The following is a 26,809-nucleotide window of genomic DNA, read 5'->3' as shown; positions in this document are numbered from 1 at the left end:
GAGAACAGTGATGGTTGGAGGCCAATATGCGCTATATTTTATTGGTAAGCTGTAGGAAAATGATATAAAAAAAGGGGAGCTAATGCTCTAATGCCGTTCACTTAAGGTGAGCGGCATTGTTTTTTCTCGGGTATCGGCTTGGCTTTTTCTTCACTACCCTTGGGAAGGATCTTTCCCGCCTAGGCTCAAGTATTAGGCTCTCGCTCATTGAGTAGAAGTTTTGGAGTTGCCTCGGTATTGCTCCTGGTGACGAGTATGGAAGCCCCACTATCAGGCGCATGATGTGAGCTAATGCTCCATTGAAGCTAAGTTGGTATGGTAAGTAGTCGCCATTCAATGTGTTACACATCTGAACCATTTGATACCTGACTAAGTTGTATGTCAGTAATATCCCCCAGAGTTCTTGTTTAACGAGCTCTGGGAGTCGGCTGCGCAGCGTAAGGCGATTCCCTAGCATATATTGTTTTTGCTCCCTGTAGCCGAGTTCAATTTCCCAACGATACCCATATAAACCTACAATATCTGCTTTTGGATAAAGCATAGGGTCAAGCATTGAAGTGAGAACATCGTATTGCTTGCCGTCTTTGACTCTCGTGATTAAACGTACAACAACCTCTTGTCCTAACTTCGGCCATTTCTTACGCGCTTGCGGATTGCTCTTCAGCTTTATTAGTTTGTCTTGTCGGCCAAGAGACTGAACGACCTCATAATTTAGACCTTTCTTCATCGGGATAAGCCAATGTCGATTGAGCCCCTGTGAGCTCCATGCATCCAGTAAACCAAGAGAGTAAAAGCCTTTATCGAAGAGCGTTAAGCTATTATCAGGCGTTGTTTCTATGAGTTGTTCTGCTAACTTCATTTCATTGACGCTATAACAGTCAAAGGCACTGCCTGTGATTAAATGACTGCTTAATTCCATCTGACATACCATGCGAACCTGTGGATACTGCGTTTCTATACCGTCTCGATTGGTGGGCTTGGCAAAAGCGCTAGCGTTATCTTCCGTGTCTTCAGTGCGCCACAAGACCCCGTCGACACCTAACAACGTAAGCCCATTCCAATTTGGAAGGTTAGCGTGTGCGAACCAATGGCTTTGAGTACACTCAAAAAGAGCTTTAGCGGCAGATTCACCGAGACTTTTTCTGCGCTGTGTTAGTGCGCTTGGAGCAACAAACGGCTTACCCGAACGGTCAACAATGTCGAGCATATTTACGATATCAGCCATAGACTTGTCGTTATAGATAGCCATTCCAACTAACAGCCATGCCATCGATTCCAAAGTCAGTTTTCGTTTTCTAAGGGTGACAGTATCTGTCAGTTCATAGGCTTCTTTGATGAGTTCAATAGGTAAGAGGTCTGCGAGAGTTTCAACTTGATTTGGTTTGTAGTTGTTGATGATGTCGAGGGCTTGAGAAACGTGCATAAAAAAATCCGATAAACAGGGTCTATCGGATTTTTACACACTGGTGGGATCATTCAATTGATCTGCCGATTAATGTTTAACTGATCGGCATTAGAGCTAATGCTCCCCAATAAAATATAAAGCAACGAAAAGGTTAAATAGAGGTTTGTCGCAATATATTCCCTACAAACACTCAATCAGAGTTTTCCATCCCTGTGCATAGTAGCTCTGCTGCGACCACACCAGTACTGAATGTGATCCCCGCCATTAAGAGCACAACTGCATACTTACTTGCGATAATACATAACCCTAAGGTGTTGATAATTTTATCCATTTTACTTCTCCTTTAATCAGGAAGCGTTATTGACTAACGATATTTTACGCCAGCACAGAGAAGTAAATTGCGAGACAACGCTACTAATAATGAAGATAACGTCACTATGTTCTGTAAAAATCGAGTGCGTCATAGAATTACAACTGCTTACAAACTAAACGATTTGTAATAATTTTATTGAGTGCGTTACTAATGTTTTATTTAGTGCGTTCCAGTCAGATAAATTTAATTATTTTTGGTGTGAATGTCTAATGAAATGCAATAAAAAAGGCGATACTTCTGAGTATCGCCTGACGGTAAAATTGCAGGTTTATGGCTGCTGACGAGTAGGAGCGAGAACTATCTCTCGAATACACACGTTTTGAGGTTGCGCATAGGCGAATTCAACCGCTCTAGCGACGTCATCTGCAGCAAGCACGCCACCCATGACCTCTTTCCATTGGTCATATCCATCTTTGATTTCTTGAGAAGTGGTGTGTGACAGCAGTTCCGTCTCGACAGCACCCGGTGCGATGGTAACAACGCGTACGTCTGACTCAGCGACTTCTTCACGTACATTTTCTGAAATGGCATGTACCGCAAACTTGGTGCCGCAGTAAGCAGCATGATTGCCAAAAGTTTTACGACCAGCGATAGAGCTGATGTTGATGATGGTCCCCGTGTTACGTGCTTTCATTGGGGCCAATACCGCTTGCATGCCATTGAGAAGGCCAAGCACATTCACATCAAACATGGTCTTCCATTCTGACGCATCTTGACTATCGATCTGTCCCAGCAGCATGACTCCCGCGTTATTGATGAGCGCATCTGCAGGGCCGAAGGCTTGCTCTGCTTTTTGAATCGCAGCTTCGAAAGTGGCTTTGTCGGTAATGTCCACTTTTTCACACAATACGTTGGGTAATTGCAGTGCTTCCAGTTTATCAACGCGACGCGCGAGTAGTAGTAGCGGGTGGCCTGCAGCACTTAGACGGCGCGCAATGGCCTCACCAATACCAGAGCTGGCACCTGTAATAACAACGAGCTTTTTCATGTGTTCACCTTAACTATCGTTTGGACTTCTTTGTGAAGTTGCTGACTAGTTTAGTAAATTTATTATTGTTGATATATGGAGATTTAATGAAAACAGTGTTGTTATATAGCAACAAAAAAGTCGGTTGAATTTGTTCTTATACTGTATTCAGTTGCTTACAGAAAATAGCGCGGATACTGAATCTTCATGGTGAGATTTTTCGTTGGAACCATGGAGGCTAAGGGGTAGAATCTGCCTCCCGCAGCAGATGCCGATCAAGAGGCACAAGAGGAAAAACTGATGTATAAGTGGTTATTGGTTTTGTTTATGGTTATCGCGTTGCCAGCGCAATCACAAGCTTTTGAGCTTGAGAAAGTCACGGTGGTTGATCGGGTTGAAGTAAAAAAATCTCTTAGAAGAATGTATCTGATGGATGGCGATGTTGTGGTTCGCGAGTATCGGATTGCATTGGGTAAGAGCCCGCGCGGTCACAAAATTCAAGAAGGTGACAATCGCACCCCTGAGGGAAAGTATTATCTAGATTTTGTTATGGATGATTCGGCCTTCTATCGTTCAATGCACATCAGTTATCCCAACCTAAGAGACAGAAAACGTGCAGATAGCCTGGGTGTGAGTCCAGGTGGCAACATTAAGATCCATGGCCTAAAAAACGGTGATCACCGTGCCCCTCAGTTTGTGCAGAGCTTTGATTGGACCAATGGCTGCATCGCGATTACCAATGAGGAGATGGATGAACTTGTGTCTTTGGTAAAAATTGGCACCCCAATCTATATTCGCTGGTAACTAAGAGCGAATCACTTCACAAAGCAAGTGCTCTGGATAGCAGAGCACTTGTCTTCATTAACCGAACCTAGTAACGATAAGTCATGCCCAGGCTGATGCCGTAGCCTTGATTGAGCACGTCCACTTGAAGATCGTCTGTCACTTTCACGTTCTTTCTCGCGTAATGTTCACTGAAACCGCTTAAATCCACAGTTAGATGTTCACTGAAAGAATAAGCGGCACCCAGGCGATAACGCATATCTTCCCCGCCAAATGTATCAATCGCTTCATCGATGCTTACACCACCACGCAGCGCCAAATTACCAATTCTGTACTCCATCGATGTTGCATAACGTTTGCTATGACGAGATCCCTTGAGTAGTTGGATAGGATCGCTGTAATCAGCATAAGTCACACCTTGTCCATCCCAACGCGACAAGCTGAAGGTGTTATGCCAAGACCAGTTGTCAGTGATTGCGATGGTGCCGTAGACGCTGGTTATGGATGGCAGGTCAAACTGAATATTACTGTCCCCGAAATCGCTCGCTAGTCTATGTGTAGCTGCCAGTGTTAACCACGAGTTAGCTTGCCATGTGACGCTTAGCGCACCGCTCCAACCATTGGTATTTCCTTCTGTCGTTTCTAGGCTGCATTTGCCCCAGAAATTGCAGTCATTGCGTTCAAGAAGGTAGTCAGCGTATTGATACTCGACAGTCACACCGAGACTCACATCCCCCATTTTGTACGCTACGCTTGGGGCAAAGGAGACCACAATAGGGCGCACACGGGCTTGATCCAAGATACGCAGGTTAAGTGGCGGAGGAAGTTTGAACTCTGAAATAGAAATATCCGCTGCGGTGCGGCTGTAGGCGGCCAAACCGACATACCAGTTTGATTCTAGGGGTATCACTAAGAAGCCAGCCGGAATGGGGTTGGCTTTGGAGTAAGCGGATTTGGTTCCCAAAATGTCGTAATCGGTGTCCACTTGGTAGCGAGTCACACTCGCCGTTACCGTAGTTGACTTTAACTGCGTCATACTTGATGGCGCTGTCGCCAAAATACTGGCGTCGACCGCAGATGCACCGTTTGCACTGGCAAGAGCACTGTTAGAGGTGGACGATTCCCAAAAATTAAGCCCAGTAGCGCTTGAAATTGGCGTTAGCATTAACGTCGACAAGCCAACAGAGGCCGTGATTGCAACACGTTGTGTGAAAGACATGTTCGTAATGGGTGAGTGAAAAGGACGCATAGTTTAGCACGTTGATTTTTCGCCAATGGACAGATATGTGTGAACAAAGATGTCAATCTGTGGGCAAATTGCTTCAGTGAACCTGTCACGAAAACACTAAATAACGTGAACATTGGCTAACTGTTTGATTGCTATGAAGCTCGTTGTCCCCGAGGTCTTTTGCTGTGAGTAGACGCAGGTGATTTTCGGGCGGTTGAATTGTTGACCGGGTGTCAGACTTTTCTTGTCTGGGTGGTTTGGTGTGAATAGTTGTTTTGAAGGAGCGATAGCCGGGGAAATAGAAATGTTTAATTGGGGGGGGGAGCATAAACATGCTTCCTCCAGCTATCGCAATTCGATTTATTTAAGGAACTGACAAGTTTTGGCTAGTTGAATTAGCGCTTCAGTTTGCCAGCGAGGACGCCGTTTTTGATTGGCTATCTGGTTCAAGTAATAGGTTGTCAATGGGTGTGCTGGCTTTGCTTGGCGATTGGTTTTCATTTGGGGGCTCCGGCTGTACTTGTCTTTGAACATGTGCCTAGTATGAGTTTTTATAGGGAAACTAAAAACAGATCGATTAGAGGTAGTTTGGTGCCTTAATTGGAGTTTTGTATCGACTTAATCGCCAAAAACTTCATTTATAGCTAAAATGAGGAACGCCCCTTTTCATTTGGAGTACCTATTATTGGAATCTATTAACCTGTATCGCTATTATCAGCGCCTGTTAGACTTGGAACTGGGCAAAGAGTACGCGGTGACTTTAGGACAGGTGTCAGAGATGCTGTTCGCCAGCCCTCGCCACACTAGATCAATCCTCAAAATGATGACTGAAAAGCGCTGGATATCTTGGATCCCAAGAGTTGGGCGCAATCAACGCTCAACGCTAATTCGTACGATAAATGATGAAGAGGTCAAACGAGATGTGGCATCGGGCTGGGTGAAGTCGAGTCAATACGATAAGGCGTTAGAATTTCTGGATCATGACCAAGTTGCGTTTGGCCAATTGTTGCGACAAAACGCCGGTGCGCAGGTTTCTGAAGGCAAAGTGAGAGTGCAGTTGACTTACAACCGTCCATTTACTGTGTTATCGCCGAGTCGGCCACATCGCAACAGTGAGCGGTTTTTGATTCGTCAGGTACACGCTGGGTTAGTGACGCTAAATGAGCAAGGAGACGTTGTCGCGGATATTGCTCATCATTGGGAGGCTGAGCAAAACTTTCACGTCTGGCGATTCTACCTTCGCCCATCGGTTTATTTCCACAATGGCAGCCGCGTGGACGCACAAGCGGTGTCGGAAAGTTTAGCTTACGCACAAACGTTGCCTTACTTTCGAAATGAGCTGGATCATGTGGTGAGTATCGTAGCGGTGGGAGAGAATACTCTCGAGGTAACGTTGGCGCGGCAAGACAAAGGGTTTGCAGCACTGCTTACCGACCTTAAATATTCCATTGAACCGAGTGAGTCATTTAACTCGGCATCGAACTCTACACCAAAGCCTGTGATAGGCTGCGGCGTATTTTCGTTGGCTGAACATACACCGGACAAAATGGAACTGACCGCCAATGAACGCTACCACGGCTTGCGAGCTTTGACTGATCAGGTATCGATATGGTCGCTTAAGAAGGATCTGTTTTCGGAACAATCCTCCGGTTGCAATCATACGGTCACCGACCGTGTGGGCCATGAAGCAACACCCATAATTTCACATCCAGAGCTCGACTATTTAGCGGGCGAAGGTAAAAGTGAGGTGAGTACAGATTCAAGAGCTCGTATCGAACATGGGTGTATGTTCATGATTTTTAATCAGCGTAATACCAATCTGAATCATGAGCAACGTCGTTGGTTAAGCCACACTCTTAGTGGAGAACAAATTTGGAAGCAACTGCAACGGGATGACCAGAAGTTTGGCGCTCAAAATGCGACCAACTTCTTCCCTTTTTGGCAGCCGATTAAACGTCTGAGCTCTAAGACTGTAATGCTACCCGATACGCTGAATATTGCTTTCTATCATCACCCTGGGATCACTCGTGGTGCTAAGGCGATGAAGCGGCTTCTACAACAGCAAGGGGTAGAGGTAATCCTGAATGACTATAGCTTTGATGAGTTTATTGATAAGTCATTCAACCAAGGGTTTGAAGAAGAGTTAGTGCTGAGTAGTCTCAACCTCGATGACAATTATCAGGTTTCGGCGCTCTTATTCTTTTTAAGTGATCCTGTTCTTCATACAACGATTGGTGAAGATCTGAGTGCTTGGCTCATTAAAGAGATCAACCAGATCCGTGCTCATTGCGAGGCCAAAGATTATCTTACTGAGCTAGAGCCATTTGGTTCTATGTTGATCCATGAAGGGGTGATAAGCCCAATGTTCCACCATAGGCAAACATTGAGCTTTGAAGGTGTGATAAAAGGCGTTGAGATCACCTCTTGGGGTTGGCCTCAGTTGCGTGATGTTTGGTCTGCTGGCTGAGTAGGGAGAGACTCAGACTCATGCAGGTGCTGCGTGATGATTTTTTGGTTTTCGGTCGTCGTTTCAAGAGATTCGGCGGTTTTATGAATCGCCGACGCCATTTTGGAAACGTTGCGTGTCGCGTTCAAGATGGTACCTTGCATTGGGCGCAGCAATAACCAGTATGCCGCCACTAATGCCAATACAATGGACAGCACTAACAGTGCTAACAGTAGTAGTACGTTAAAACGAACATCATAAGCGAACTTTTTTGTGCTGTTGGCGATGGAGTTCTGAGACTGTTCTAGCGCTCCAGGCAGCGCCGCCAGAGACGATTTGGACATCTCGGTTAACTCATTAATGTTATCCATAGTATCGACTAACACTTGACGCTGCTCTTCGTTCAGACTTTCATTTTGTGACAGTAGAGTCAGCGACGTTGCTAGGTTATCAATAGCAACACTGGAGCGGTTTATTGACTGTTCGATGCCGTCGAGATCCAACATCATATTTATGTTTACGAGAGGCTGTTCAGCCTCATTATCAGACGTTTGAGCGGTGCTGGCTGTCGCTACAGCGTCATCGCTGGCTGCGAATGTGGTGGCAACCGGAAGTAAGGAGGCAAGGGTGAGTAATAATAGAGTTCTCATTGGCATCTCAATAGGCAGTTCGGACTAAGTTATATTGGCTATAAGTTAGTGCAGATTGCGCCCAGATACCAATTAAGGTTTTGTATCTTATCTAGATTTCTATTTGGTATTCATTGTTGTTTAGTATCTATAGTTGATTAGTATAAATGGCTATTTAGTGACTTCCACAGCGGAGCGAGACTTAGCCCATGTCGTTAGGGCGATGCCTGACAAAATTAATGCAGTTGCCAGCAATGACAGGTAAGACGGCGCTTCTGCTAGCAACCCCCATCCAAGAAACATCGCGATTGCAGGCACGCTCAGTTGCATCAATGATGCTTGCAGTACGTCTATGCTCGGTAGCAGACGATACCAAAGATAATAACCGAGCCCAGAAGCGATGACGCCAGAAAGCAGGGCATATAAGATGCCGGATACAGAGAATGTACTCGGTGAAGTGAACAACACCTGGCTAAATATCGCCAAAGCTAAAACCATCACACTGGCGACGATGAAACCTTGCTTCGTTGCCAGAATTGGTGAACTCACTTGCTTACCCAGTAACGTAAAACCACTCCAACAGAGCCCAGAGGCCAGCATAAGACTTGCTCCTAACCAGGATGGCTGAGCAGCCCCCGGTAGCAGTAGCAAGATAAAACCGCCAACGGCGACGAACATGCCGAGCATTTCGAGTGGGGTGAGTGTATGTCCGGTAAGTCGATGGTGGATGATAAGCGCAAACTGTACGGTACCGAATAAGATCAGGGCCCCGGTGCCAGTATCTAAAGTAATGTACGCTAGAGAAAAGAGTAGCGCATAACCAAACAAAGTAGCCCCTAGTGCTAAAGATTGTTTCAATGGAATCGACGCACTTAGTGTTTGAGGTATTTGCCGACGAGCAATCAAGGTGCTAAGAACAATAAGTGTCGCGGCTCCGCTGACAAGTCGAATTGAAGTAAAACTCACCGGGTCGATAGCATCACTGCCAAGTGCTAGGCGACACAGTAGTGAGTTGAATGCAAAAGCCGTCATTGCGGCAAAGGAAAGGGTAACAGTGCTATTCATGGTCACGGCCTATCAAAATCTGTAGTAAATCCTAACTCGTTGCCAACATTAGCTAAACAGAGAATTGTTCATAAGATATATTACTCAGATGAGTATCGTCGATCCTCTCTCAATCACAATGGAAAACGCAATGGATGTACAAGTAGTAAAAGTGGCCGCAGAGCATGATCACGCGCTGTGTGATGTGATCAAAAAGGTTGGTGCAGAATATGGTGCGATTGGTGATGGTTTTGGTCCATCCGATCCTGAAGTGTTGGCGATGAGTGAGCACTACCATGAAAAAGCGGGAAGCCTCTATTTGGTTGCTTTAGTGGATGGCGAAGTGGTCGGTGGCGGTGGTATCGCTCCGTTTGGTGAGCACGCTGGGGTTTGTGAGTTGAAGAAGCTATTTTTGCTGCCGAAAAGTCGCGGACTTGGATTGGGGAAAAAGCTCACGGAGCAATGTCTGGCGTTCGCTAAGCAGCAGGGCTACCAAAGCTGTTACCTTGATACGCTAAGTTCAATGGCGGCGGCTATCAAGCTTTATGAGCTTGCTGGCTTTGAGCACCTGTCGAAACCTTATCCGGGTACGTTGCACAATGGCTGTGATGTGTGGATGCTGAAAACGCTATAGAAACGAGACTCTCCGTCTCCCATTTCTAATTAACTTTTCTTTTGGGCCGCCAGTGTTTCCAACCAATGCTGGTGGTAGGCATCGAGCTGCTTCTTAACAAACAGACCTGTGAGCCAGCGAAAACCACCGCGTTGCGTTGACTCGGTGACAATGTGACACCCTTGGGTACAAGGAGTAATCAGCCAAGCGTGGTACATATCGACCCCACCTGTTTTCCCTCGCCACGCAATACGTTCAAACGGCTCGTACTCAACGACGGTGCATTCAAACCGCATGGTCTTCGTCACCCAGATAAATACGGTCCCTTTGTGTAGCTCATTGCTGTCACCTTTTACAATCTGCACTAGTGTCTTACGATGCTGCCAGTTCGGCCAACAGGGGGCGCGAACAATCCAAGACCACACCTGCTCACAGTCTGTCGGCACAATTTTCTCGTTTCTCACATGAACCGGCGCATTTTTGGGGTGAAAGTACTCGGGCCATTGTATTTGCTTTAACTCTTTCATAATCATCTCGCATGGTGTTGCGGGGATGTTTTAACTATATACGCGCTTTGCGAAGTAAGCTTAGTTTCTCATCATCCAGAGTTTGTAGGGAAGTCAGGGAGAGGTCTTAGTTCATCAAGACTCTCTACTTCTTTGACTTCCTTAATTGAAGTAACGGTTTTAAGTGCTGAGATAAAAAGGTATAGCTTATTGGGTTCAATAAAAAAGTAGTACGGTGACATATGATCGTAGTACACGGACTGTCGTGTCTCAGTCGGGAAGTGAGGATGGATCGACATGTACCAAGATTTACGATGGTATTTGAATGAGACAACTTCATGGAAATGGAAAGAGCTATACACGGTTTGTCTTTTAAACTGAGTAAACTTAGGTGCCATTAAAGCGAATGCCGCTCCACCCGCAAAAGCCAATGGGCCAATCGCGAAAAAGGCGATGACACATGCAATACATCCTATCCAAGCTGCTTTTCGGGTGGCAGAGTAGAATATCTCATGTGCGTTGTCCGTAGTGCCAATCCGCACTCCGTGTTTCGTGAGTTCAAAGTCATAGGTTTGAGGTTTGAGCGTAGTAGAGTAACTAAAGAGGCAGATGAGAAGCCATAAAGTGGTGGAAAATAACGCAAAGCCTATTGATACATCGTTAATATATAAATACAAACCAGCAGAAATAGATAGACAGACAAAAAATCCGATAATAATATAGTCGCTAGTCACACGTCTAGGGGTTACTGTCCATGTAAAAATTGATTCGGCTTCGTTTAATCTTTTTTGTCTGGCACTGTCTTTTTGATTAGTTATATTGAATTGTCTTAGTTTATTTATCTTGAAGTTTGGGCTGTACATTGCTTGCTCTCTAATGATTGGGTTTGAATTGATTGGATAAGCCTTTATTTAAATCATCGATCTCACTTCGGCTAATAAACGAGGTGACATCTTTGAAGCTGTGAACCTCCTTGGCGGTTATAATATTAAAGTTGGTTTTTAGATAAGTGATAAGTTGGTAAAGCTTTCTGGGTTCGATAAATAACTCTTGAGGGCAGCGGTAAGCATAATGTATTTCCCAGTCTTTCTCTGCAGGGTAATTGGTGTGGATAGAAATTCGCCACTCCTGTCGATAAAAGAGAAAGTCTATATACCTATGTATTGGGAAATAGAAATGTCTTCTGGTTTTGTGAAGTTTACTATATTTTGGAGCCAGCAAGGAAAATGCAGCTCCCCCTAAAAATGCCATGGGACCAATTGAAAATAGAGCTATAATACAGATTAAAATGCCAAGTCGAGCCAGTGATCTAGTTATGGAGTATATTCTATCTGGTATATTTTCATGTACAGAGGCATATATGCCATGACTGCTGAGGCTAAAATTATATGTCTTGGGTTGATTGATGATGTGGTGTAAAAAGTATACTAGGAGTGTTCCCCAGCTAGTGAATGCCATACCATAGAGAATAGCGTACTCATGGTCTTTGAAAGCAATGATTATCCCAATGATAATAAAGACTACTAAAAAAATAAACTCTCCAATTAGTTCCAGTTTTCTTCTTGGAGGAGTTGTTGTCCAACAATATATTACTAGTGAGTCTTTTACTTTAGCTGCTGCTTGTTCTTGCTTTGCTAGTTTTATATTTGGTTCTTCGCATTTTACTAGGTTCACTGGAAAGCCCTTTATTTTATAATGATGTGATTTCTATTTTTATAATTGTTCATGCCCTTCGACGAGATCATAGATTGGGAAAAGTTCGCAATTTTGAGAGACATCAACGACCTCTCTAACGGAGGTAACACTCTTTAATGCTGTTACAAGTAAGTAGAGTTTGCGTGGCTCAATGTAAAACTCGACTGGGGAGGCATGGTTGTAGTAAACGGAGTATCGGGTTTCTGTTGGATAATGGGGTCTGATGGATAGACGCCACGCTTCACGATGGTATCTCAATGATACAGTGCGATGGAGAAAGAAATCTTTTCGAATAGTACGTCTACGAAACTGAGTGAATTTCGGAGCCATTAAAGCAAATGCGGCACCACCGGCGAAAGCCAATGGGCCAATAGCAAAAAAGGCAATGACGCATGCAACACACCCAACCCAAGCGGCTTTACGGGTTGCTGAGTAAAATATTTCGTGTGCGTTGTCCGTGATACCTATTCTGACACCGAGTTTCGTAAGCTCAAAACGATATATTTGAGGTTTTAGCATCGTAAAGTGAGGAAAGATACAAACGAGTATAAGTCCAACTGTAATAAATAGTAGTAATACAGTTGGGGCATCATTCAAAAACATATACACGGCAGCAAAGGCGGGAATACATAGAAAAAAACCAACTAAAATATAATCGCTTGTTACTCGCTCTGGAATTACCACCCATGTGAGTATTGAATTTGCTTCGTTTAATGCTTCTTGCTTGGTAATGTTATTCCCTAGAATTTTGTTGTACATTATATTCTCGCTAATGTGGCGTCTTGTATTTGAGCAGAGGGTTTCTTCGCTAGGAATAATGGTGCCCTTCATTTTTCTGCTTGGCACTCAATTTTTCAAATTCCTCATAAGAAAGGAAATTTCTAACCTCCTCGAAGCTATATGACTCTGCCGAAGTGATAAGATTAGAGTTGAACTTTAAGTATGTTATTAACTGATACAGCTTCCTCGGCTCAATATAAAGGTCTTGAAGAGAGCGGTGAGCTGATATCATATTCCAGTCTTGTTCCATTGGATAGTTAGGCTGTGTAGAAACACGCCATTGCTTCCGGTAGTAACGAAAGTCAATATAACGGTGAACTAAGAATAAATGGTGATGAACGGGTTTTTTAAACTGAGTAAATTTTGGCGCCGCTAAGGCAAATGCCGCTCCTCCAACAAAAGCTAAAGGTCCAATGGTAAGAAAAGCGACAATACACAGAAAACATCCGAACCATGCAGCGTATCGAGTAGATCTATAAATGAATTCAGGTGCGTTATCGTGAATCGAAAAACGTATACCAAACTCAGTTAGTTCAAATTCGTAGGTTCTTGGTTGATTTTCTGCATAACGGAAGAGTAGGGTTAATGAGATGCCAAAAACGAAAAATAGAAAAGCGGGAATTAGTCTCAATTCATCTCCTGAGAAAGCCATGATCAGGCTTAGTATAAAAAATATTAGCAATAAGATAGCTTCGAAGAGTACTGCTACAGTCAATCTTGGGGGCGTAACTTTCCAGCGGTATATCGCTTTCGCTGTCTTTAACTTTGTGAAACGGTTATCAATATAATTTTGACTTAATTCCATTGCATCGGTTGCTCCTGCTAATTATCGCTGGTGTGTTATTGACAGTGGAGTTGACGTATAAGCCGAGCTCGAAGGTACGCCTGTTCATTAAGCATGTATTTTAACCGTGGTGTCCATTGAAACAGGGAGAATGCCAAACTCAGTGTGGTTCTTTCCGAGTATTGGATGCCTCCGCTACTGATGATTATCACCAATTCGCCCGGCTGGTTTTTCCCATTTCGAACTGTAAAATAGCTTAAATATCGAACGATGTTAGCACAGTGTAGGTAGTAATATACGTTAGGTTTTATAAAGTACGAAGTGCCTCTTAGGGACTAGTACTTTTTATTCTTCTTAGTGCTTATTCTTGTGTACTATCTCTAGTTTATTTAATTAAGTTCATTTAAAGGTCGTACATGAATAATAGAGTGATTCATAGTGTTTATTATTACTCGTGTTCATCGACGAAGTTATGGATAGGAAAAAGTTCGCAATTTTGAGAGACACCAACCACCTCCTTAACCGAGGTAACACTCTTTAATGCTGTTACTAGTAAGTAGAGTTTGCGTGGCTCAATGTAAAAATCGAAAGGGGAAGCATGATTGTAGTAAACGGAGTATCGGGTTTCTGTTGGATAATGGGGTCTGATGGATAGACGCCAAGCTTCACGATAGTACCTCAATGATACAGCGCTATGGAGAAAGAAATTCTTTCGAATAGTACATCTGCGAAACTGAGTGAATTTCGGAGCCATTAGAGCAAATGCTGCGCCACCAGCAAAAGCCAATGGGCCAATCGCGAAAAAGGCGATGACACATGCTATACACCCTATCCAAGCGGCTTTGCGGGTGGCGGAGTAGAAGAACTCTGGTGCGTTGTCTGTCTTTGCTATTCGAATGCCGTATTCAGTCAGTTCAAAACGATAGGTGCAAGGTTGGAACATAGTAAATAGAGAAGATATAGGTATGAGTGAGCAAGATAGAGTGATAAACAGCACTATCCATATTGATGCGTTATTAATAAACATGTACAGGCCTACAAAAACTGCAACACAAACGAAAAATCCGACAAAGATGTAATCGTAGGTTGCGCGGACAGGAGTTACTGTCCAGGAGAAAATCGGTTTGGCTTCTTCAAGCGCCATCAGTTTACTATCTATAGTTTCAGTTTCAGTTTCAGTTTCAGTTTCAGTTTCAGTTTCAGTTGCAGTTGCAGTTGCAGTTGCTAGGTCGGAATCATCATTTGCGTTTAAAGTCATTACTCTATCTCTCGAGATAAATATATTGTATCTTAACTGTCAATTTCTGGGCTATTTGAAATTAGCACTGAAGATATTCTAATCAAGAAGAAGTCTTACCTTTTTCTCTTTGAGAAAATTCCGAACGTAAATTATGACGAAACATTCAAATCTATTACTCTCTGAGGTCATCAAGGGTATATACCTCTCTAAATTCAACAACATTGGTTGCCAATTTTATGTAGGTGATGAGTTGATATAGTTTTCGGGGTTGAATATAGAATTCATACCGGCTGCGGTGAGCGAGGTATGCGTTAAAATCAGAGCCGTCATCACAACGTGGATTGGTAGAAATATTCCAATCTCGGCGTAGATATTTAAAGTTAATGTTGCTGTCTATCAAAAACGCGTCATGACGAGTGACTTTGCGTACTTTGGTAAATTTCGGAGCCATTAATGCGCCAGCAGCGGCGCCAGCAAAGGCGAGCGGTCCAATTACCAGAAAGGCTGCAATACATACGACGCAGCCAATCCAGCCCGATATTCGTATCGCGGAATAAAAGGCTTCATTGACATTGCATTTAATGGTCATTCGTACGCCATAGTGTGTAAGTTCATAGTGATAGGTGGATGGTTTGTGAACTGCATAACGGAAATACAGAGCTAGGGCGTTACCGCCAAAGAAAAACACACCAGCACCGTACCAATGTACCTCTTTAGCTTCCATTATCTGGCTTAATACAATGATTAAGCTAACGGTGGTGCATATCAACGAAATGACAGCTTCTGTCACCCATAACCACTTATATCTGGGTGGCGTAACTGTCCAGAAATAGATAGCTGGTGCTTTAATAAGGCGCTGCGTCTTTTCATCAACGGTTAAAAAGTGACTAGGTTGTTGAGTGCGAATGACCCCAGCGTTAGCTGTGTAACTTGAAGTGACAGGGCTATTGAGTCGTTTTATGTTCATGGTCATTGCTTTCTGATTTTTGGAAGTCGTCCCAACAGAAGATCCGTCTGAGGTCTTCTTGGGTGTAAACCTCTCGGGATTCGACAACGTTGGTTGCCATTTTTAGATGCGTGATAAGCTGATAGAGCTTTCTTGGTTGAATGTAGAACTCATGTCGACTTCGGTGTTCTATATAGGTATGCCAGTCTAACCCCTCAGGGGAGTATGGGTGGGTGGAAATACTCCAATCTCGGCGTAGGTATTTAAAGTTAATGTTGTTGTCTATCAAAAACGCGTCATGACGAGTGACTTTGCGTACTTGGGTAAATTTCGGAGCCATTAATGCGCCAGCGGCGGCGCCAGCAAAGGCGAGTGGCCCAATCACCAGAAAGGCTACAATACATACGACGCAGCCAATCCAGCCCGATATTCGTATCGCGGAATAAAAGGCTTCATTGACATTGCATCTAATGGCCATTCGTACGCCATAGTGTGTAAGTTCATAATGATAGGTAGATGGTTTGTGGACGGTGTGATGAAAGTACATAGAAAAAGCGATCCCAAACAGAAACAGGAACAAAGCTGCAAACAAAAGGAACATGTCATCCTTGATTATAAAAGACTGCAAAAAGTAAAGGCTTGCGATTGTATATACTAATAAATAGACCGCCTCCGTCCCCCAAGTCCACCTAGGTCTATTAGGGGTAACGGTCCAGCTATAGAAGGCAGGTGCTTTGGCTAGGCGATTTGTTTTCTCGTCAACGGTCAAGTCGTAGCAGGCGGCTTGCTGGAAAGATGACATTATGATTCACCTACTATGATCAGGGCATTATCATGCTTAGGTGGGTGTTCATTGTGTGCTACTGTAATATGTTCGTGATCACTTAGTGTGATTAAGTAGCTCAGGTTCTGGTCGTGTTCATAACACAGCTGCATGATGGCTCTATGCGATGAACTGTAGACGCGAAACTGATAGTAACGATGTTGTTTTTGCCGTATGTACTCCCCTAGAGCAATTTGACCACCGCTTTTTAAGCTCAGAGCCATGGGAGGCGAATCGTCTGGAATCAGTATCTTAACAATGCTGTACTCTGGGCGTATGGGGGCGCGATTTGGATAAGTGGGATAGTCGGGAGCATATGTGTAGTGAACTTGAACAAGTTCTACCTTAGGTTGCAATAGCAGTTTGTAGTAGTTATACAGCTCTTGTTTCGGGCCCCAGTTCTTTGGGTTGGTTCCCCAACTGCTATGGAGTAACCACTTTTGCAGTGGGCTCTTCTCGAGCATGATGAGCGCAAAGCTAGCTACTAGTATTACTATGGGGGCCCAAAACATAGTCGATGCAATTAACGAGGTAACGAGCGTCGAATAGCTGATATTTAAGATAAATGCTCGCACAAAATAGGTACCAAAAGCCAATGACTGCGCGCCAAATGCTGTTCCCCTTGTAAAAAAAAGTGCTTTTGTCAAGGTAGGAACATCACCATCGGAGATTCGTATTGTATCCCGATAAGCATCAATCGCTCCAGCAAGTGCACCGGCTACCGAGCCGACGGCTAATCCTCTCGTGAGCATTTTGATGCTTAATTTAGATGCGGAGTTTTTGTAGCTCTGAGTAATATCTCTTAGACTCTCTTGAAGCATGCCTTTTGAGCTACGACTCAATGAATACTTAGCTGCAGCCTCGGTCACCGCGCCAATTGCCGATAATGTCCATAAAGCGCTCACTCCAGTGTCTTGCATCGCTTTTTTGTGGGCTTGGCTGCCATTTGGTAGCGTGTTTAACTGGTCTAGATTCAGGGTAAGGTTAAGTAGGTTTAAGCCGACGATGGCAGCATTCAACCCTCCAACTGAGTTATAGTTGTGACTGATGTTCGCTTTAGTTTTTTTGTAAGTAGAGGAAAAAATTTGTTTGGCCTGTTCCATCACTCTGTTTCGAAACTGAGTCGCGCGATCGTTGTTAACTATAGTGACGAACTCGCTATTTTTCAACGAGTTAACGAACTTTTGTTCTCGCTTTAATTGCTCTCTCCAGAACTTCTCCCACTGCCCACGCCGCATTACTTTTTGATCAAAAAGGGCCTTATTACGTTCGATGTTGTCACGGATCTGAGCGCGTGCGTCTTGCATTAGTCGCGGGTATTCACGATTGATTTTTAAGGTAAATTGGTTGACGGTAGCGCCCCATAGAGACATTAGAATGAGTCGCTTGGGTGATGAGCCTTTGGATGTTGTAATAGGGAAGATTGCAAGTAGTAGACGTTCAAAGGCATCCGAAATTGAACTGGTAACCGATGCCTTAAGTGCCTCGAAAACCATTTGAGTAGACTGATTGAGTTTGTTGATCAGTTCTAGCTCGCGAACCTCGGGTATTTCAATCCAGCTTGTAAAGTTATTGGCTATGTTGAGAATATCTGAAACTTGAGAGAAACCAACAAAAATTGGATCATATTCAAAGTGCTGTTTGACGGCGGCTGCTAAATGTTGGCTACCGCCATATGGCGCTAAAGAAAGTAGATTTTTTTCGTTAAGAATACGTTGTATCGGTTGTTGGTATTTTTCTCTGTGTTGAGCGGCGGCGGTCAAAGATGATACCACCAAATCCGTCAACTCAAGGTAATGTGACATACCTTGACGGGTTTGATTATCTATACCCATAGAGATTGGGTCGATATCGAGTTCACGGATGAGTGCGCAGAGTAAGTCGATATGGAGAGCGAGTTGAGCGTCAACCTTTTCAAATTGCTGGTAATAGCCGCGAGAGAACTGATTGAGCCGGGCCCAGTCCACACTGCTGGCGAGCGATTGTTTGGCTTGCCATTTAGAAAAAAGACGATCATCAGGGGTATAGTTCCATTTCGTCGATAGTTTTTCACGTGCTTTTGTGGTCATTTGCATCTTATATGGACTGACGTTTGGTCTAGTTTTCGCCAATAGCTCTTCTGCGTATTTCGCGCCAAAGTAGTCGTTGAGGTCTTGCTCAAAATCAATATAGTTGTCTAGTGATACTGTACTAGGAAACTGCTTCTCCTCGAGCTGTACATGGGCAATGTTGCGTACAACCTCCGCCATATGTAACTTATGTTGAGTTTGTTCATCCCCTTCGGTGATAGCGAGATAATTGCTGATATCGTTGAGAATGGGGTAGGTCAGGTCTTGAAGGTCGGAATAAGGGTCATCTAGGGCAACGACTAACTTGTCTGGGGTTGTTGCATTGGCTAACCACTGTGCTGAGTCGAAGGCGGGTTTTACATGATTCAGTGGGTGGTCAGATTGTCCCGATGCGGACGACGAGCTGTGAGCGAATTGATGTTCTACATGATTATCCGCGAGTGAATCTAAACCTTCTTCGTTGCTGGTATGCTTTTGAGGGGCTTGCTGACAGCGGATCCGACGCATAAACCGAGCTCGAAGATGCGCCTGTTCACTGAGCGTGCTTTTAATTCTCGGTGTCCATTGAAACAGGGAAAACGCGAGACTTAGTGTCGTTCCTTCAGGATAGTGAATGCCACCGTTACTGATGACTGCGCCATTTATCTGGTGTTCTTTGAGTTCTTTGGTAGTTTCGTCAAACACATAGACCCAGCCATCTCGGAGTTGACGGGTAATTTTGGGCAACACTCGATTAAGCTTATCTTGTGCGTATGGCGCAGGTGGTGGATTGGAGAGAAACTCGGTGTCGTAAGCATAACGAATCGGGATAATTGAAATAGGCAGAGCGACTTCTTCTGGTTCGTTCTGGGGGCTTGCTGCAGTGTTCGTTTGCTCCAGTGCATGATTGGATTTAGATGCGCTATTTTCGGTCTTAGAACCTCGGTTACTGTTTTTTGATGAATCGCTTTGGGGTGAACTGCTTTGAGATGGAAAGTTTGATGACGACTCGGACTTAGACTCACTTTGCTTAGATTCAGACGTCTTTGTTTTATTGCCAGAGCTTGATGAGGCGGCAGGTGATTTGCCGGCATTGCCGATGAATACATTTGCGCTGCCTGCAACAATCTGTCCGCCATGTGCCGTTCCGTCTCCCATGCGCGCTGCGGGTTTGCCATCGATAAATACGGAAGAAGAGCCTTCTTTAATTGTGTCTGGAGGACCAACGCAAATCAGTTTGTCACCTTTGCGGGCGGCAGGCATACCATTGATGGTGATGCTGGACGAGCCAGCCGCAACGGGCCCTCCTATGTGGGAGACTTTAGCTGTGGTTTCTGGACACTGGTGATGGTCACCGATTCGCGCGGCGGGCTTTCCCATTTCGAACTCTAAAATAGACTAAATATCGAGCGATGCTAGCACGGTGTAGGTAGCCATATAACTTAGGTTGCATAAAGTGCGAAGCGCCTCTTAGGGACTAGTACTTTTGATTCATTTTCTGCAAAGCTTGAACGCAAGCTTATGGCATTAAATGTGTCAGTATCTTCATGTTATCGACATATAGCTTTCGTCAAATTGGCATTGAAGTGTCACTTAAACTCGCAACACTGGTGGAGCACAATGACTCAATAGGAAGCTCACTATGCCTGCGTCGCTAGCAAGGAATGTAAAGACTCGACTATTACCGCTTCTCTCGGACACTAAGTTCAATAGCACTACACCTCAACGGTTTACCAACTCCGAAACCCTTTATAACCCGACGTTGAAAGATACGATCACGACATTACGCTCCTATCTCAATCTCGATAAAATCCTAAATTTTCAAGTTCCGGATATTCCGGTGGAAACCATGTGTTCTCAGGCGGTAAGTGCGGAGACCCGCGATTGCGTCTACCGGTTAGGGCATTCTTCAGTACTTATGAAAGTCGATAAGCTCTCCATCTTGACTGATCCTGTATTGGGCAATCGAGCTTCTCCGCTAGAATGGGCTGGCCCTAAGCGTTATCACCATTTACCTATTTCGGTGAGTGACTTGCCATTCATCGATGTGTGCTTGATAAGTCACGATCATTACGACCATTTGGATAAGCAAACCATCAAACAGCTTCACAGCAAGGTCGGCGCGTTTTTGGTGCCGAAATGTGTGGCGAGTCATTTGATAGAGTGGGGCGTACCAGATGACAAGATCGTTGAGTTTGATTGGTGGCAGTCGATGGTGGTGAGTGGGGTTCGGTTCGCATTTGCGCCGACGCAGCATTTTTCCGGGCGCTCGTTTAAACAGCGCGACAGTTCACTGTGGGGAAGCTGGGCTATTTTAGGGCAAGGATCTAAGATCTATTTCAGTGGTGATTCGGGGTATTTCGACGGATTCAAGCAAATTGGTGAGCGTTACGGACCTTTTGATCTGACGCTTATGGAAACCGGAGCCTACGATGAGAATTGGGCTGACATTCATATGTTTCCAGAGCAAAGTGTTCAAGCGCACTTGGATGTCCAAGGGGCGGTGATGCTGCCTATCCACAACACTACGTTTGATCTCTCTTTCCATGTTTGGAATGACCCGCTGCTGAGAGCGGAGAAAGAAGCAAAGCGTTTGGGAGTCGATTTCCTATGTCCCAAGATTGGCGAAAAGGTGTTACTTAGTGAGTTGGAAGTGAGTAACCAAGAGCGCTGGTGGGAAGAAGAAAAGGCTCACAATGTGTGAGCCTTTGGGGTAGTAGGGGGTCTATCTTTACAGGGCAAATAGGAGATTACTAAGCCGACGCCTCGGTTTGATTGCCAGCGGTTTGCTTGTTGCGCATACCTAGAACAATCGTCAGACCAAACGCGATAGCGAAAGACATTGCCATACCTGCGATGTAGTAGCCGATGTTCTCTGGACGAATTGAGATGATACCTGGCAGACCAGCTGCGCCTAGTGCTTGTGCTTTCACGTTAAACATAGTGATGAAAGCACTTGAGATTGCCGCACCGATGATAGCGGCGATGAACGGGTAGCGCAGTTTTAGGTTAACACCAAACATTGCTGGCTCTGTGATACCCAATAGCGCTGTCACGCCAGAAGGCATGGCAATCCCTTTAAGCTTGATATCTTTAGTGGTAAAGCCTACCGCTAGTGCTGCACCGCCCTGCGCAATGTTAGACATTGCCGCGATAGGGAAAATGAACGTACCACCGGTGATTGCGATATCGGCCAGAAGCTGGGTCTCGATAGCAATAAAGCTGTGGTGCATACCAGTAATAACAAACGGTGCGTAGATGAAGCCAAATAGCGCACCACCGACAAAACCTGCTGAGTCATATAGCCAGTTAAGACCATCACCAAGTAGGAAGCCAATATCACGAGTGAATGGACCGACAACCGTAAAGGTTAAGAAGCCAGTGATAAAGATGGCAAGCATCGGCGTTAGTAAGTTATCTAATACAGATGGAATAAACTTGCGCAGACCATTTTCCACTTTAGCAAGGATGAACGCGGACACGAGCACAGGTAACACGGATCCTTGGTAACCGACTTTTTGGATCTCAAAGCCTAAGATGTTCCAAGTTGGGATCGTGCCCGATACCGCTGCGCCGCCAAAGCCCCAGCCGTTAAGTAGGTCTGGGTGAACCATCAACATACCAAGAGCTGCGCCAAGGAACGGGTTACCGCCAAATTTCTTCGAAGCTGAGAATGCGAGCAAAACAGGTAAGTAAACAAATGGTGCGTTCGCAAAAGTGTTAATCATGCTGGCCAGATCGGCAAGGCCTGGGTTGGCTTCAATCAGCGACTGCCCTTCAATAAACAGGCCAGGTGCGGTCAGCAGGTTAAAGATACCCATCAATAGACCGCCGGCCACAATGGCAGGGATGATAGGAACAAAGATGTCCGACAAGCCCTTTACTGCTCGCTGCAGTAAGTTTTGCTTTTGGGCACCCGCAGAAGCCACGTCCTTGGTGGACATTTCAGACATGCCAGTCAGTTTAGCGAGTTCTGCGTAAACTTGGTTAACGATGCCAGAGCCGAAAATGATCTGATACTGACCAGCGACTTTGAACTGTCCTTTCACGCCTTCTAGATCGTCGATGGCTTTTTCTTGGATCAGCGATTCATCTTTTACAGCGAGGCGTAAGCGAGTAGCGCAGTGTGCCAAGGCAGAGAGGTTGTCCTTTCCCCCAAGCAGCGCGAGTAGTTGTTTGGCTATGACTGGATAGTTCATAACGAGCTCCGGTTACATTTTGTGCGTTATTATCTAATGTTGTTCTCAATAACGTGTGTTGAATACATTTTTGGGAACGTTTGCAAGATCGAATCATAAGCATGTTCGAATTAGAGTCAAAAGATAAAGTCCCACAATGTGATTACGATCATCTCTTGCCTCGTAAGGCTCGATAAGAGTGTGCGCTCTGTAAGAATTTTGGGCGAAATGAGTCAATAAGCAAGTTGTTGATTGGCAGTTAGGCTTATTCAGGAGCCATTTTTCATGGTATTCTTTGCAAACATTCCCATAAATATCGGACATTTACCCCATGGCAAGCTTACATGATGTCGCTAAACTCGCTGGCGTTTCCAAATCTACTGTATCTCGAGTTGTGAACAACGAGTATGGGGTAAAGCAAGCGACAAAAGATAAGGTTCAAAAGGCCATTGATGAGCTGGGCTATCAAACAAACCTAGTGGCGAAGGAACTTAAGTCACAAAAGACCAATTTGATTGGGGTGATTGTCCCAAGGGTCGCGTCAAGCGCCACCTCACAAGGGGTCGACGGTTTAAGTCGTGTGTTCGATAATGCAGGTAAGCAGGTATTGCTTGCCAGTACGCAGCAATCTTTTCAAAAAGAAATTGAGTTCATCCGTCTTTTTAACCAAAAGCGTGTCGAGGGTATCATCTTGTATGCAACCCACTTAGACGAAGAGTTGGTTGAGGTGATTTTGCAGTCCGCTGCACCTGTGGTGCTGGTGGGTCAGGATGGCTCTTTGTTTAATATTCCGAGTATTGTACATGATGATTTTCGAGTCGGATTTGAGGCTGGAAATCGTTTAATATCATCGGGTTGTAGTCATATTGGCTTTATCGGAGTGGCCAGTTCAGATATTGCGGTGGATAAACTTCGTTACCAAGGCCTTGAGCAAGCGCTGCAATTTAAACGTAAAGGAGAGCCACTATTTCATAGTCGCGGTGAATTTACGATTGAGTCGGGCTATCAACAAGCGAAACAACTGTTGGCCGAGCATGCCGACTTAGATGGCGTGTTTTGTGCGACCGACCGCATTGCGATTGGAGCGGTAAAGGCGATTCAAGAACTTGGCTTGACTGCCGGTTCGGATATTAAAGTGCTAGGGGTGGGTAATGATGAGCTTGGCTCTGTGTCGTCACCAAGTATTTCTACTTTTAACTATCCTTTTGATAAGGCAGGTGAAAGTGCCGCGAAGCTACTGATGGATTTGCTTAGTGGTGAACCTGCTATGATGAGTAAAATTGTTCTTACTTTCCAAACTATCGATCGTGAAACCTGCTAGTTGCTTACCCCTCAATTGACAGCACTACCGCCTCTTTGCCTAGATATTTGCGTTACTATGAGTTGGGGGACAGGATGTGTTTCAGGTCACAAAACCAGCTGCTCACCATGAATGCTCTTGTATCAGTTCGGTTTTGTAACTAGTATTGCAAACGTTCCCAGAAAAGAATTCTCAGTATTAAGGTGATTAGCCAACATGTTCTCAGTTAGCGATCTTGTAACAATGCTCGGTGGTCAAGCCAATATCACGCGTGTGTTATCCCCCAACAAACAGTTGGTGATTGAAGTGAATGACCTAGCGCTTATTCATGACTCTTTGCCACCCTACAGCTTAGAGGAGGTGCTGGGGAAGCCACAACTCACGTTCTCCATGCCAGATAATTTTGATGAGGCAAGTTTACTAGAATTTGGCTGTGTGATTGCGGAGCAGCAAAAGCTACTCGCTGTTGAGTCAAGTCAGCCAGCAGCTTGTGAACATCGCCCTACTTGGCACGTTTCACCTCCTAGAGGATTGTTGAATGACCCAAACGGCTTTATTTATCATCAGGGGCAATATCATCTTTTCTATCAGTGGTACCCACACGGCTGTGTTCATAAAGATAAATACTGGGCGCATCTAACAAGTCGTGATTTGATCAATTGGGATTGGCAACCGCTGGCGTTAACACCATCAGATTGGTTCGACAGTCATGGAGTGTTTTCGGGTCATGCATTGAGCCAGGGTGAACAATTGATGTTGTTCTATACGGGCAACACCCGAATTGGCAATCAACGCGATCGCCATACCACCCAGTGCTTGGCAGTCTCCGATGACGGTATCCACTTCAAGAAATTGGGCCCAGTTATTCCTGAGCTACCTGACGGTGTCACGCCGCATATTCGCGATCCAAAAATTGTTCGACATGGCGACTATTGGCTGATGTTACTCGGTGCTCAAACCACAGATCTAAAAGGTCGATTAGCCGTTTATCGTTCGCAGGATCTTGTTGAATGGGAGTTTGTTGCCCTATGCGGTGATGAGATGGGTGATTTTGGCTATATGTGGGAGTGCCCGGATCTGTTTGAACTGGGTGGAGAGCATTTTGCTGTTGTTGGACCTCAGGGTATTGAATCGGAAAGTGCTGTTCATACGATTCCTCATCATAACGGCTATACCAAAGCGGAGTTAGATGAAGAAGGTAAAATCACCTTGTCTGAATTTGGAAATCTCGACAAAGGTTTTGACTTTTACGCGCCGCAAACCCTGTTAACCGTCGATGGTCGACGCGTCCTTTCGGGCTGGATGGGATTGCCAGATGAAATCGATCATCCTTCCACAGATAATGGTTGGGTGCATCAATTGACCGCGTTGCGTGAACTTAGCAACAAAGGTGGTCGATTGACTCAAATGCCAATTGCGGAAATAGAGACTTTGTATCAAGACAAACAATGTTTTAGCCTTGATAACACCAGCTATCAGCAACTTAACAATAAAGCGTTTGATATGAGTGTTGAGCTAGAGTGGGGAAGCGAGTTGAGGTTACACGCTAAAGAAGGCCAGTACGTTTCGATTCGATTAGATGAAGCAACTCGTACATTGCTTTTAGATAGAACTCACACCTTGATCCGCGAAGGAGACACACAGCGTGAAGTAGCTTTAACGAGTGATAAAGTGGCATTGCGTATTCTATCTGATGAGTCCTCATTGGAGATCTTTGTTAATGGTGGTGAGCAAGTACTGACGAGTCGAGTGTTTACCGATAAAGATGCAACAGCCATTGAGCTTGTTGGTGGTTTAGCAAACTTTGAGCTTTTCCCTCTAAGCGCAGCAAGTGCCCCATTCATAGTTAGCTAGTTATTGCCACTGTATATTAAAAAGCCCTGAACTGTCGTTGATAGTTCAGGGCTTTATTGTTTATGGCATGACTGTTGCTGATTTTAGTAATGCGGTCACTTGGTCAAGTGAATCAAAGATATAGTCGGCACTTTCTACCACGTCTTTCTGTGGCGACACTATGTCGGGAATCATCGCGGCGTAGCATCCGGCAGCTTTACCAGAACGCATCCCATTGTTTGAGTCCTCAAGTACCAAGCAATCTTTAGCCGTCAGTCCAAGTCTCTCATAGGCCATGATGTAGCAATCTGGCTCCGGTTTGCCGTTGGCGACATCTTCTGCTGTGATAACAAGATCGAACTGGTTTAGGTAGTCGGTATTGCTAAAGTTTAATTTGGTCTCAGTTAGGGCAGATGAAGTAACGAGTGCGAGTGTCAGTTGTTGGGCTTTGGCTTCGGTAAATAGTGTGTGGAAACCCTCTTTAAACGCAACTCCAGCTTTACGAACTTTGTGGTAATACGTGTCTCGGATTGTTTTGTATTCAGCTAGGTCAAAGCCTTCCCCAAAATGTTCTGCGAGCATTCTTTCACAGTCCGGGTCTTGAACCCCAATAAACCGCTGATAAAACTCGTCGGTTAAATCAAACCCCATTGTTTCGGCGGCATACTGCCAGCTAACTTTGTATACCGCTTCTGTGTCAAAAATGAGCCCATCCATATCGAACAGTAGTGCTTTGAACATTGCCATGCTCCTTTTTGTTTCACGTTATTTTAATCTCGTTACTTTGTCAGAAGTCCTTTGAAATTGAAATGTCAAAACTGTAATTTAATTACAAATTAAGGCTGTTTAGTCGACTTATTGCTCGAATTGTAGTCGTAGATAGTTCTATTGAATGGGTTTGAGTGCTGTGATTTACATAATATGTGATTTACATCACTAACTATTTGTGGGTGTCTTGGTATTAAAAGGTGATCAAAGTCACCAGTGAATGAAATTTATTCTCAACAAAGTTGCTGTGTAATTTATTAACGGCCAAATAATGTGAAGTTGATCACTCTTATTTTTGCCCGGGTTGCCATTGGTAGTGATGCATGTCACAAAAAGGGGCGTTATGCTGACTTTTGGAAATCCTGTGTTACTTTTTAATGGACTTTTGAATAAACATTTTAGTCCATTGGACACATTTTC

Annotated in this window: 23 protein-coding genes; 6 read left to right on the top strand and 17 right to left on the bottom strand. The window is 44.6% G+C overall.

The features are described from left to right. Positions 1 to 97 precede the first annotated feature (97 nt). The 3 genes from AAA946_RS22155 to AAA946_RS22145 form a co-directional block, all read right to left on the bottom strand. Positions 98 to 1,423, bottom strand: coding sequence for an IS4 family transposase (locus tag AAA946_RS22155; RefSeq protein WP_338164986.1), 1,326 nt, complete (start codon positions 1,421 to 1,423; stop codon positions 98 to 100). A 172-nt stretch (positions 1,424 to 1,595) separates the two neighbouring features. Next, positions 1,596 to 1,736: a hypothetical protein gene (locus AAA946_RS22150; RefSeq protein WP_338166911.1), complete on the bottom strand. Its 141-nt coding sequence runs from the start codon at positions 1,734 to 1,736 to the stop codon at positions 1,596 to 1,598. A 310-nt stretch (positions 1,737 to 2,046) separates the two neighbouring features. Then, on the bottom strand, positions 2,047 to 2,766 hold the full coding sequence (locus AAA946_RS22145) for an SDR family oxidoreductase (protein ID WP_338166910.1): 720 nt from the start codon (positions 2,764 to 2,766) through the stop codon (positions 2,047 to 2,049). A 306-nt stretch (positions 2,767 to 3,072) separates the two neighbouring features. On the opposite strand from AAA946_RS22145, the gene AAA946_RS22140 reads away from it, so the two are divergent. After that, positions 3,073 to 3,549, top strand: coding sequence for a L,D-transpeptidase family protein (locus AAA946_RS22140; RefSeq protein ID WP_338167223.1), 477 nt, complete (start codon positions 3,073 to 3,075; stop codon positions 3,547 to 3,549). A gap of 67 nt (positions 3,550 to 3,616) precedes the next feature. Here AAA946_RS22140 and AAA946_RS22135 read toward each other — a convergent pair whose 3' ends face one another. Then, the gene (locus tag AAA946_RS22135; protein WP_338166909.1) at positions 3,617 to 4,747 is read right to left on the bottom strand and encodes an OmpP1/FadL family transporter; all 1,131 of its coding nucleotides are present in this window, start codon (positions 4,745 to 4,747) and stop codon (positions 3,617 to 3,619) included. A gap of 694 nt (positions 4,748 to 5,441) precedes the next feature. On the opposite strand from AAA946_RS22135, the gene AAA946_RS22130 reads away from it, so the two are divergent. Beyond that, positions 5,442 to 7,223 carry an SgrR family transcriptional regulator gene (locus AAA946_RS22130; protein WP_338166908.1) on the top strand — a complete coding sequence of 594 codons (1,782 nt, stop codon included), beginning with the start codon at positions 5,442 to 5,444 and terminating at the stop codon, positions 7,221 to 7,223. Here AAA946_RS22130 and AAA946_RS22125 read toward each other — a convergent pair. Together AAA946_RS22125 and AAA946_RS22120 are read right to left on the bottom strand one after the other, a co-directional pair. After that, a complete protein-coding gene (locus AAA946_RS22125; RefSeq protein ID WP_338166907.1) occupies positions 7,193 to 7,852 on the bottom strand; it encodes a hypothetical protein in 660 nt (219 codons plus the stop codon). The genes AAA946_RS22130 and AAA946_RS22125 overlap by 31 nt on opposite strands. A 150-nt stretch (positions 7,853 to 8,002) precedes the next feature. Next, positions 8,003 to 8,896: a DMT family transporter gene (locus tag AAA946_RS22120; RefSeq protein ID WP_338166906.1), complete on the bottom strand. Its 894-nt coding sequence runs from the start codon at positions 8,894 to 8,896 to the stop codon at positions 8,003 to 8,005. 130 nt (positions 8,897 to 9,026) lie between these two features. Here AAA946_RS22120 and AAA946_RS22115 point away from each other — a divergent pair, with 130 nt between their 5' ends. After that, complete coding sequence (locus AAA946_RS22115; RefSeq protein WP_338166905.1) at positions 9,027 to 9,509, top strand: GNAT family N-acetyltransferase; 483 nt, start codon at positions 9,027 to 9,029, stop codon at positions 9,507 to 9,509. Between the two features lie 29 nt (positions 9,510 to 9,538). Here the strand turns inward: AAA946_RS22115 and AAA946_RS22110 are convergent, their stop codons facing one another. From AAA946_RS22110 to AAA946_RS22070, 9 genes are all read right to left on the bottom strand, one after another. Continuing rightward, the gene (locus AAA946_RS22110) at positions 9,539 to 10,015 is read right to left on the bottom strand and encodes an SRPBCC domain-containing protein (protein ID WP_338166904.1); all 477 of its coding nucleotides are present in this window, start codon (positions 10,013 to 10,015) and stop codon (positions 9,539 to 9,541) included. Positions 10,016 to 10,086: 71 nt separating this feature from the next. Then, entirely contained in the window at positions 10,087 to 10,857 is a 771-nt protein-coding gene (locus tag AAA946_RS22105) for a hypothetical protein (RefSeq protein WP_338166903.1), read from the bottom strand. A gap of 10 nt (positions 10,858 to 10,867) precedes the next feature. Then, positions 10,868 to 11,668, bottom strand: coding sequence for a hypothetical protein (locus AAA946_RS22100; RefSeq protein WP_338166902.1), 801 nt, complete (start codon positions 11,666 to 11,668; stop codon positions 10,868 to 10,870). Between the two features lie 39 nt (positions 11,669 to 11,707). Next, on the bottom strand, positions 11,708 to 12,448 hold the full coding sequence (locus AAA946_RS22095) for a hypothetical protein (protein ID WP_338166901.1): 741 nt from the start codon (positions 12,446 to 12,448) through the stop codon (positions 11,708 to 11,710). Positions 12,449 to 12,497: 49 nt separating this feature from the next. Continuing rightward, positions 12,498 to 13,274 carry a hypothetical protein gene (locus AAA946_RS22090; protein WP_338166900.1) on the bottom strand — a complete coding sequence of 259 codons (777 nt, stop codon included), beginning with the start codon at positions 13,272 to 13,274 and terminating at the stop codon, positions 12,498 to 12,500. 427 nt (positions 13,275 to 13,701) lie between these two features. After that, on the bottom strand, positions 13,702 to 14,511 hold the full coding sequence (locus AAA946_RS22085; protein ID WP_338166899.1) for a hypothetical protein: 810 nt from the start codon (positions 14,509 to 14,511) through the stop codon (positions 13,702 to 13,704). A 154-nt stretch (positions 14,512 to 14,665) separates the two neighbouring features. After that, on the bottom strand, positions 14,666 to 15,460 hold the full coding sequence (locus AAA946_RS22080) for a hypothetical protein (RefSeq protein WP_338166898.1): 795 nt from the start codon (positions 15,458 to 15,460) through the stop codon (positions 14,666 to 14,668). Continuing rightward, positions 15,438 to 15,917: a hypothetical protein gene (locus AAA946_RS22075; RefSeq protein ID WP_338166897.1), complete on the bottom strand. Its 480-nt coding sequence runs from the start codon at positions 15,915 to 15,917 to the stop codon at positions 15,438 to 15,440. The genes AAA946_RS22080 and AAA946_RS22075 overlap by 23 nt, the downstream gene beginning before the upstream one ends. A gap of 323 nt (positions 15,918 to 16,240) precedes the next feature. Next, positions 16,241 to 19,690, bottom strand: coding sequence for a PAAR domain-containing protein (locus tag AAA946_RS22070; protein ID WP_338166896.1), 3,450 nt, complete (start codon positions 19,688 to 19,690; stop codon positions 16,241 to 16,243). Between the two features lie 262 nt (positions 19,691 to 19,952). Between AAA946_RS22070 and AAA946_RS22065 the strand changes: the two genes are divergently transcribed. Then, entirely contained in the window at positions 19,953 to 21,014 is a 1,062-nt protein-coding gene (locus AAA946_RS22065) for an MBL fold metallo-hydrolase (RefSeq protein WP_338166895.1), read from the top strand. Between the two features lie 49 nt (positions 21,015 to 21,063). Here the strand turns inward: AAA946_RS22065 and AAA946_RS22060 are convergent, their stop codons facing one another. After that, positions 21,064 to 22,509 carry a sucrose-specific PTS transporter subunit IIBC gene (locus AAA946_RS22060; protein ID WP_338166894.1) on the bottom strand — a complete coding sequence of 482 codons (1,446 nt, stop codon included), beginning with the start codon at positions 22,507 to 22,509 and terminating at the stop codon, positions 21,064 to 21,066. Positions 22,510 to 22,819: 310 nt separating this feature from the next. Between AAA946_RS22060 and AAA946_RS22055 the strand changes: the two genes are divergently transcribed. Further along, positions 22,820 to 23,809 (top strand): LacI family DNA-binding transcriptional regulator, encoded by a 990-nt coding sequence (locus AAA946_RS22055; protein ID WP_338166893.1) that lies wholly within the window; start codon positions 22,820 to 22,822, stop codon positions 23,807 to 23,809. A 195-nt stretch (positions 23,810 to 24,004) separates the two neighbouring features. Further along, entirely contained in the window at positions 24,005 to 25,642 is a 1,638-nt protein-coding gene (locus tag AAA946_RS22050; RefSeq protein WP_338166892.1) for a glycoside hydrolase family 32 protein, read from the top strand. Between the two features lie 60 nt (positions 25,643 to 25,702). Here the strand turns inward: AAA946_RS22050 and AAA946_RS22045 are convergent, their stop codons facing one another. After that, on the bottom strand, positions 25,703 to 26,362 hold the full coding sequence (locus AAA946_RS22045; RefSeq protein WP_338166891.1) for an HAD family hydrolase: 660 nt from the start codon (positions 26,360 to 26,362) through the stop codon (positions 25,703 to 25,705). Positions 26,363 to 26,809 lie beyond the last annotated feature (447 nt).

The sequence above is a fragment of the Vibrio sp. 10N genome (genome assembly GCF_036245475.1).
GTDB lineage: Bacteria > Pseudomonadota > Gammaproteobacteria > Enterobacterales > Vibrionaceae > Vibrio.
Note: the sequence above shows the minus strand (reverse complement) of the source record. Positions and strands in the feature narration are given on the sequence as shown.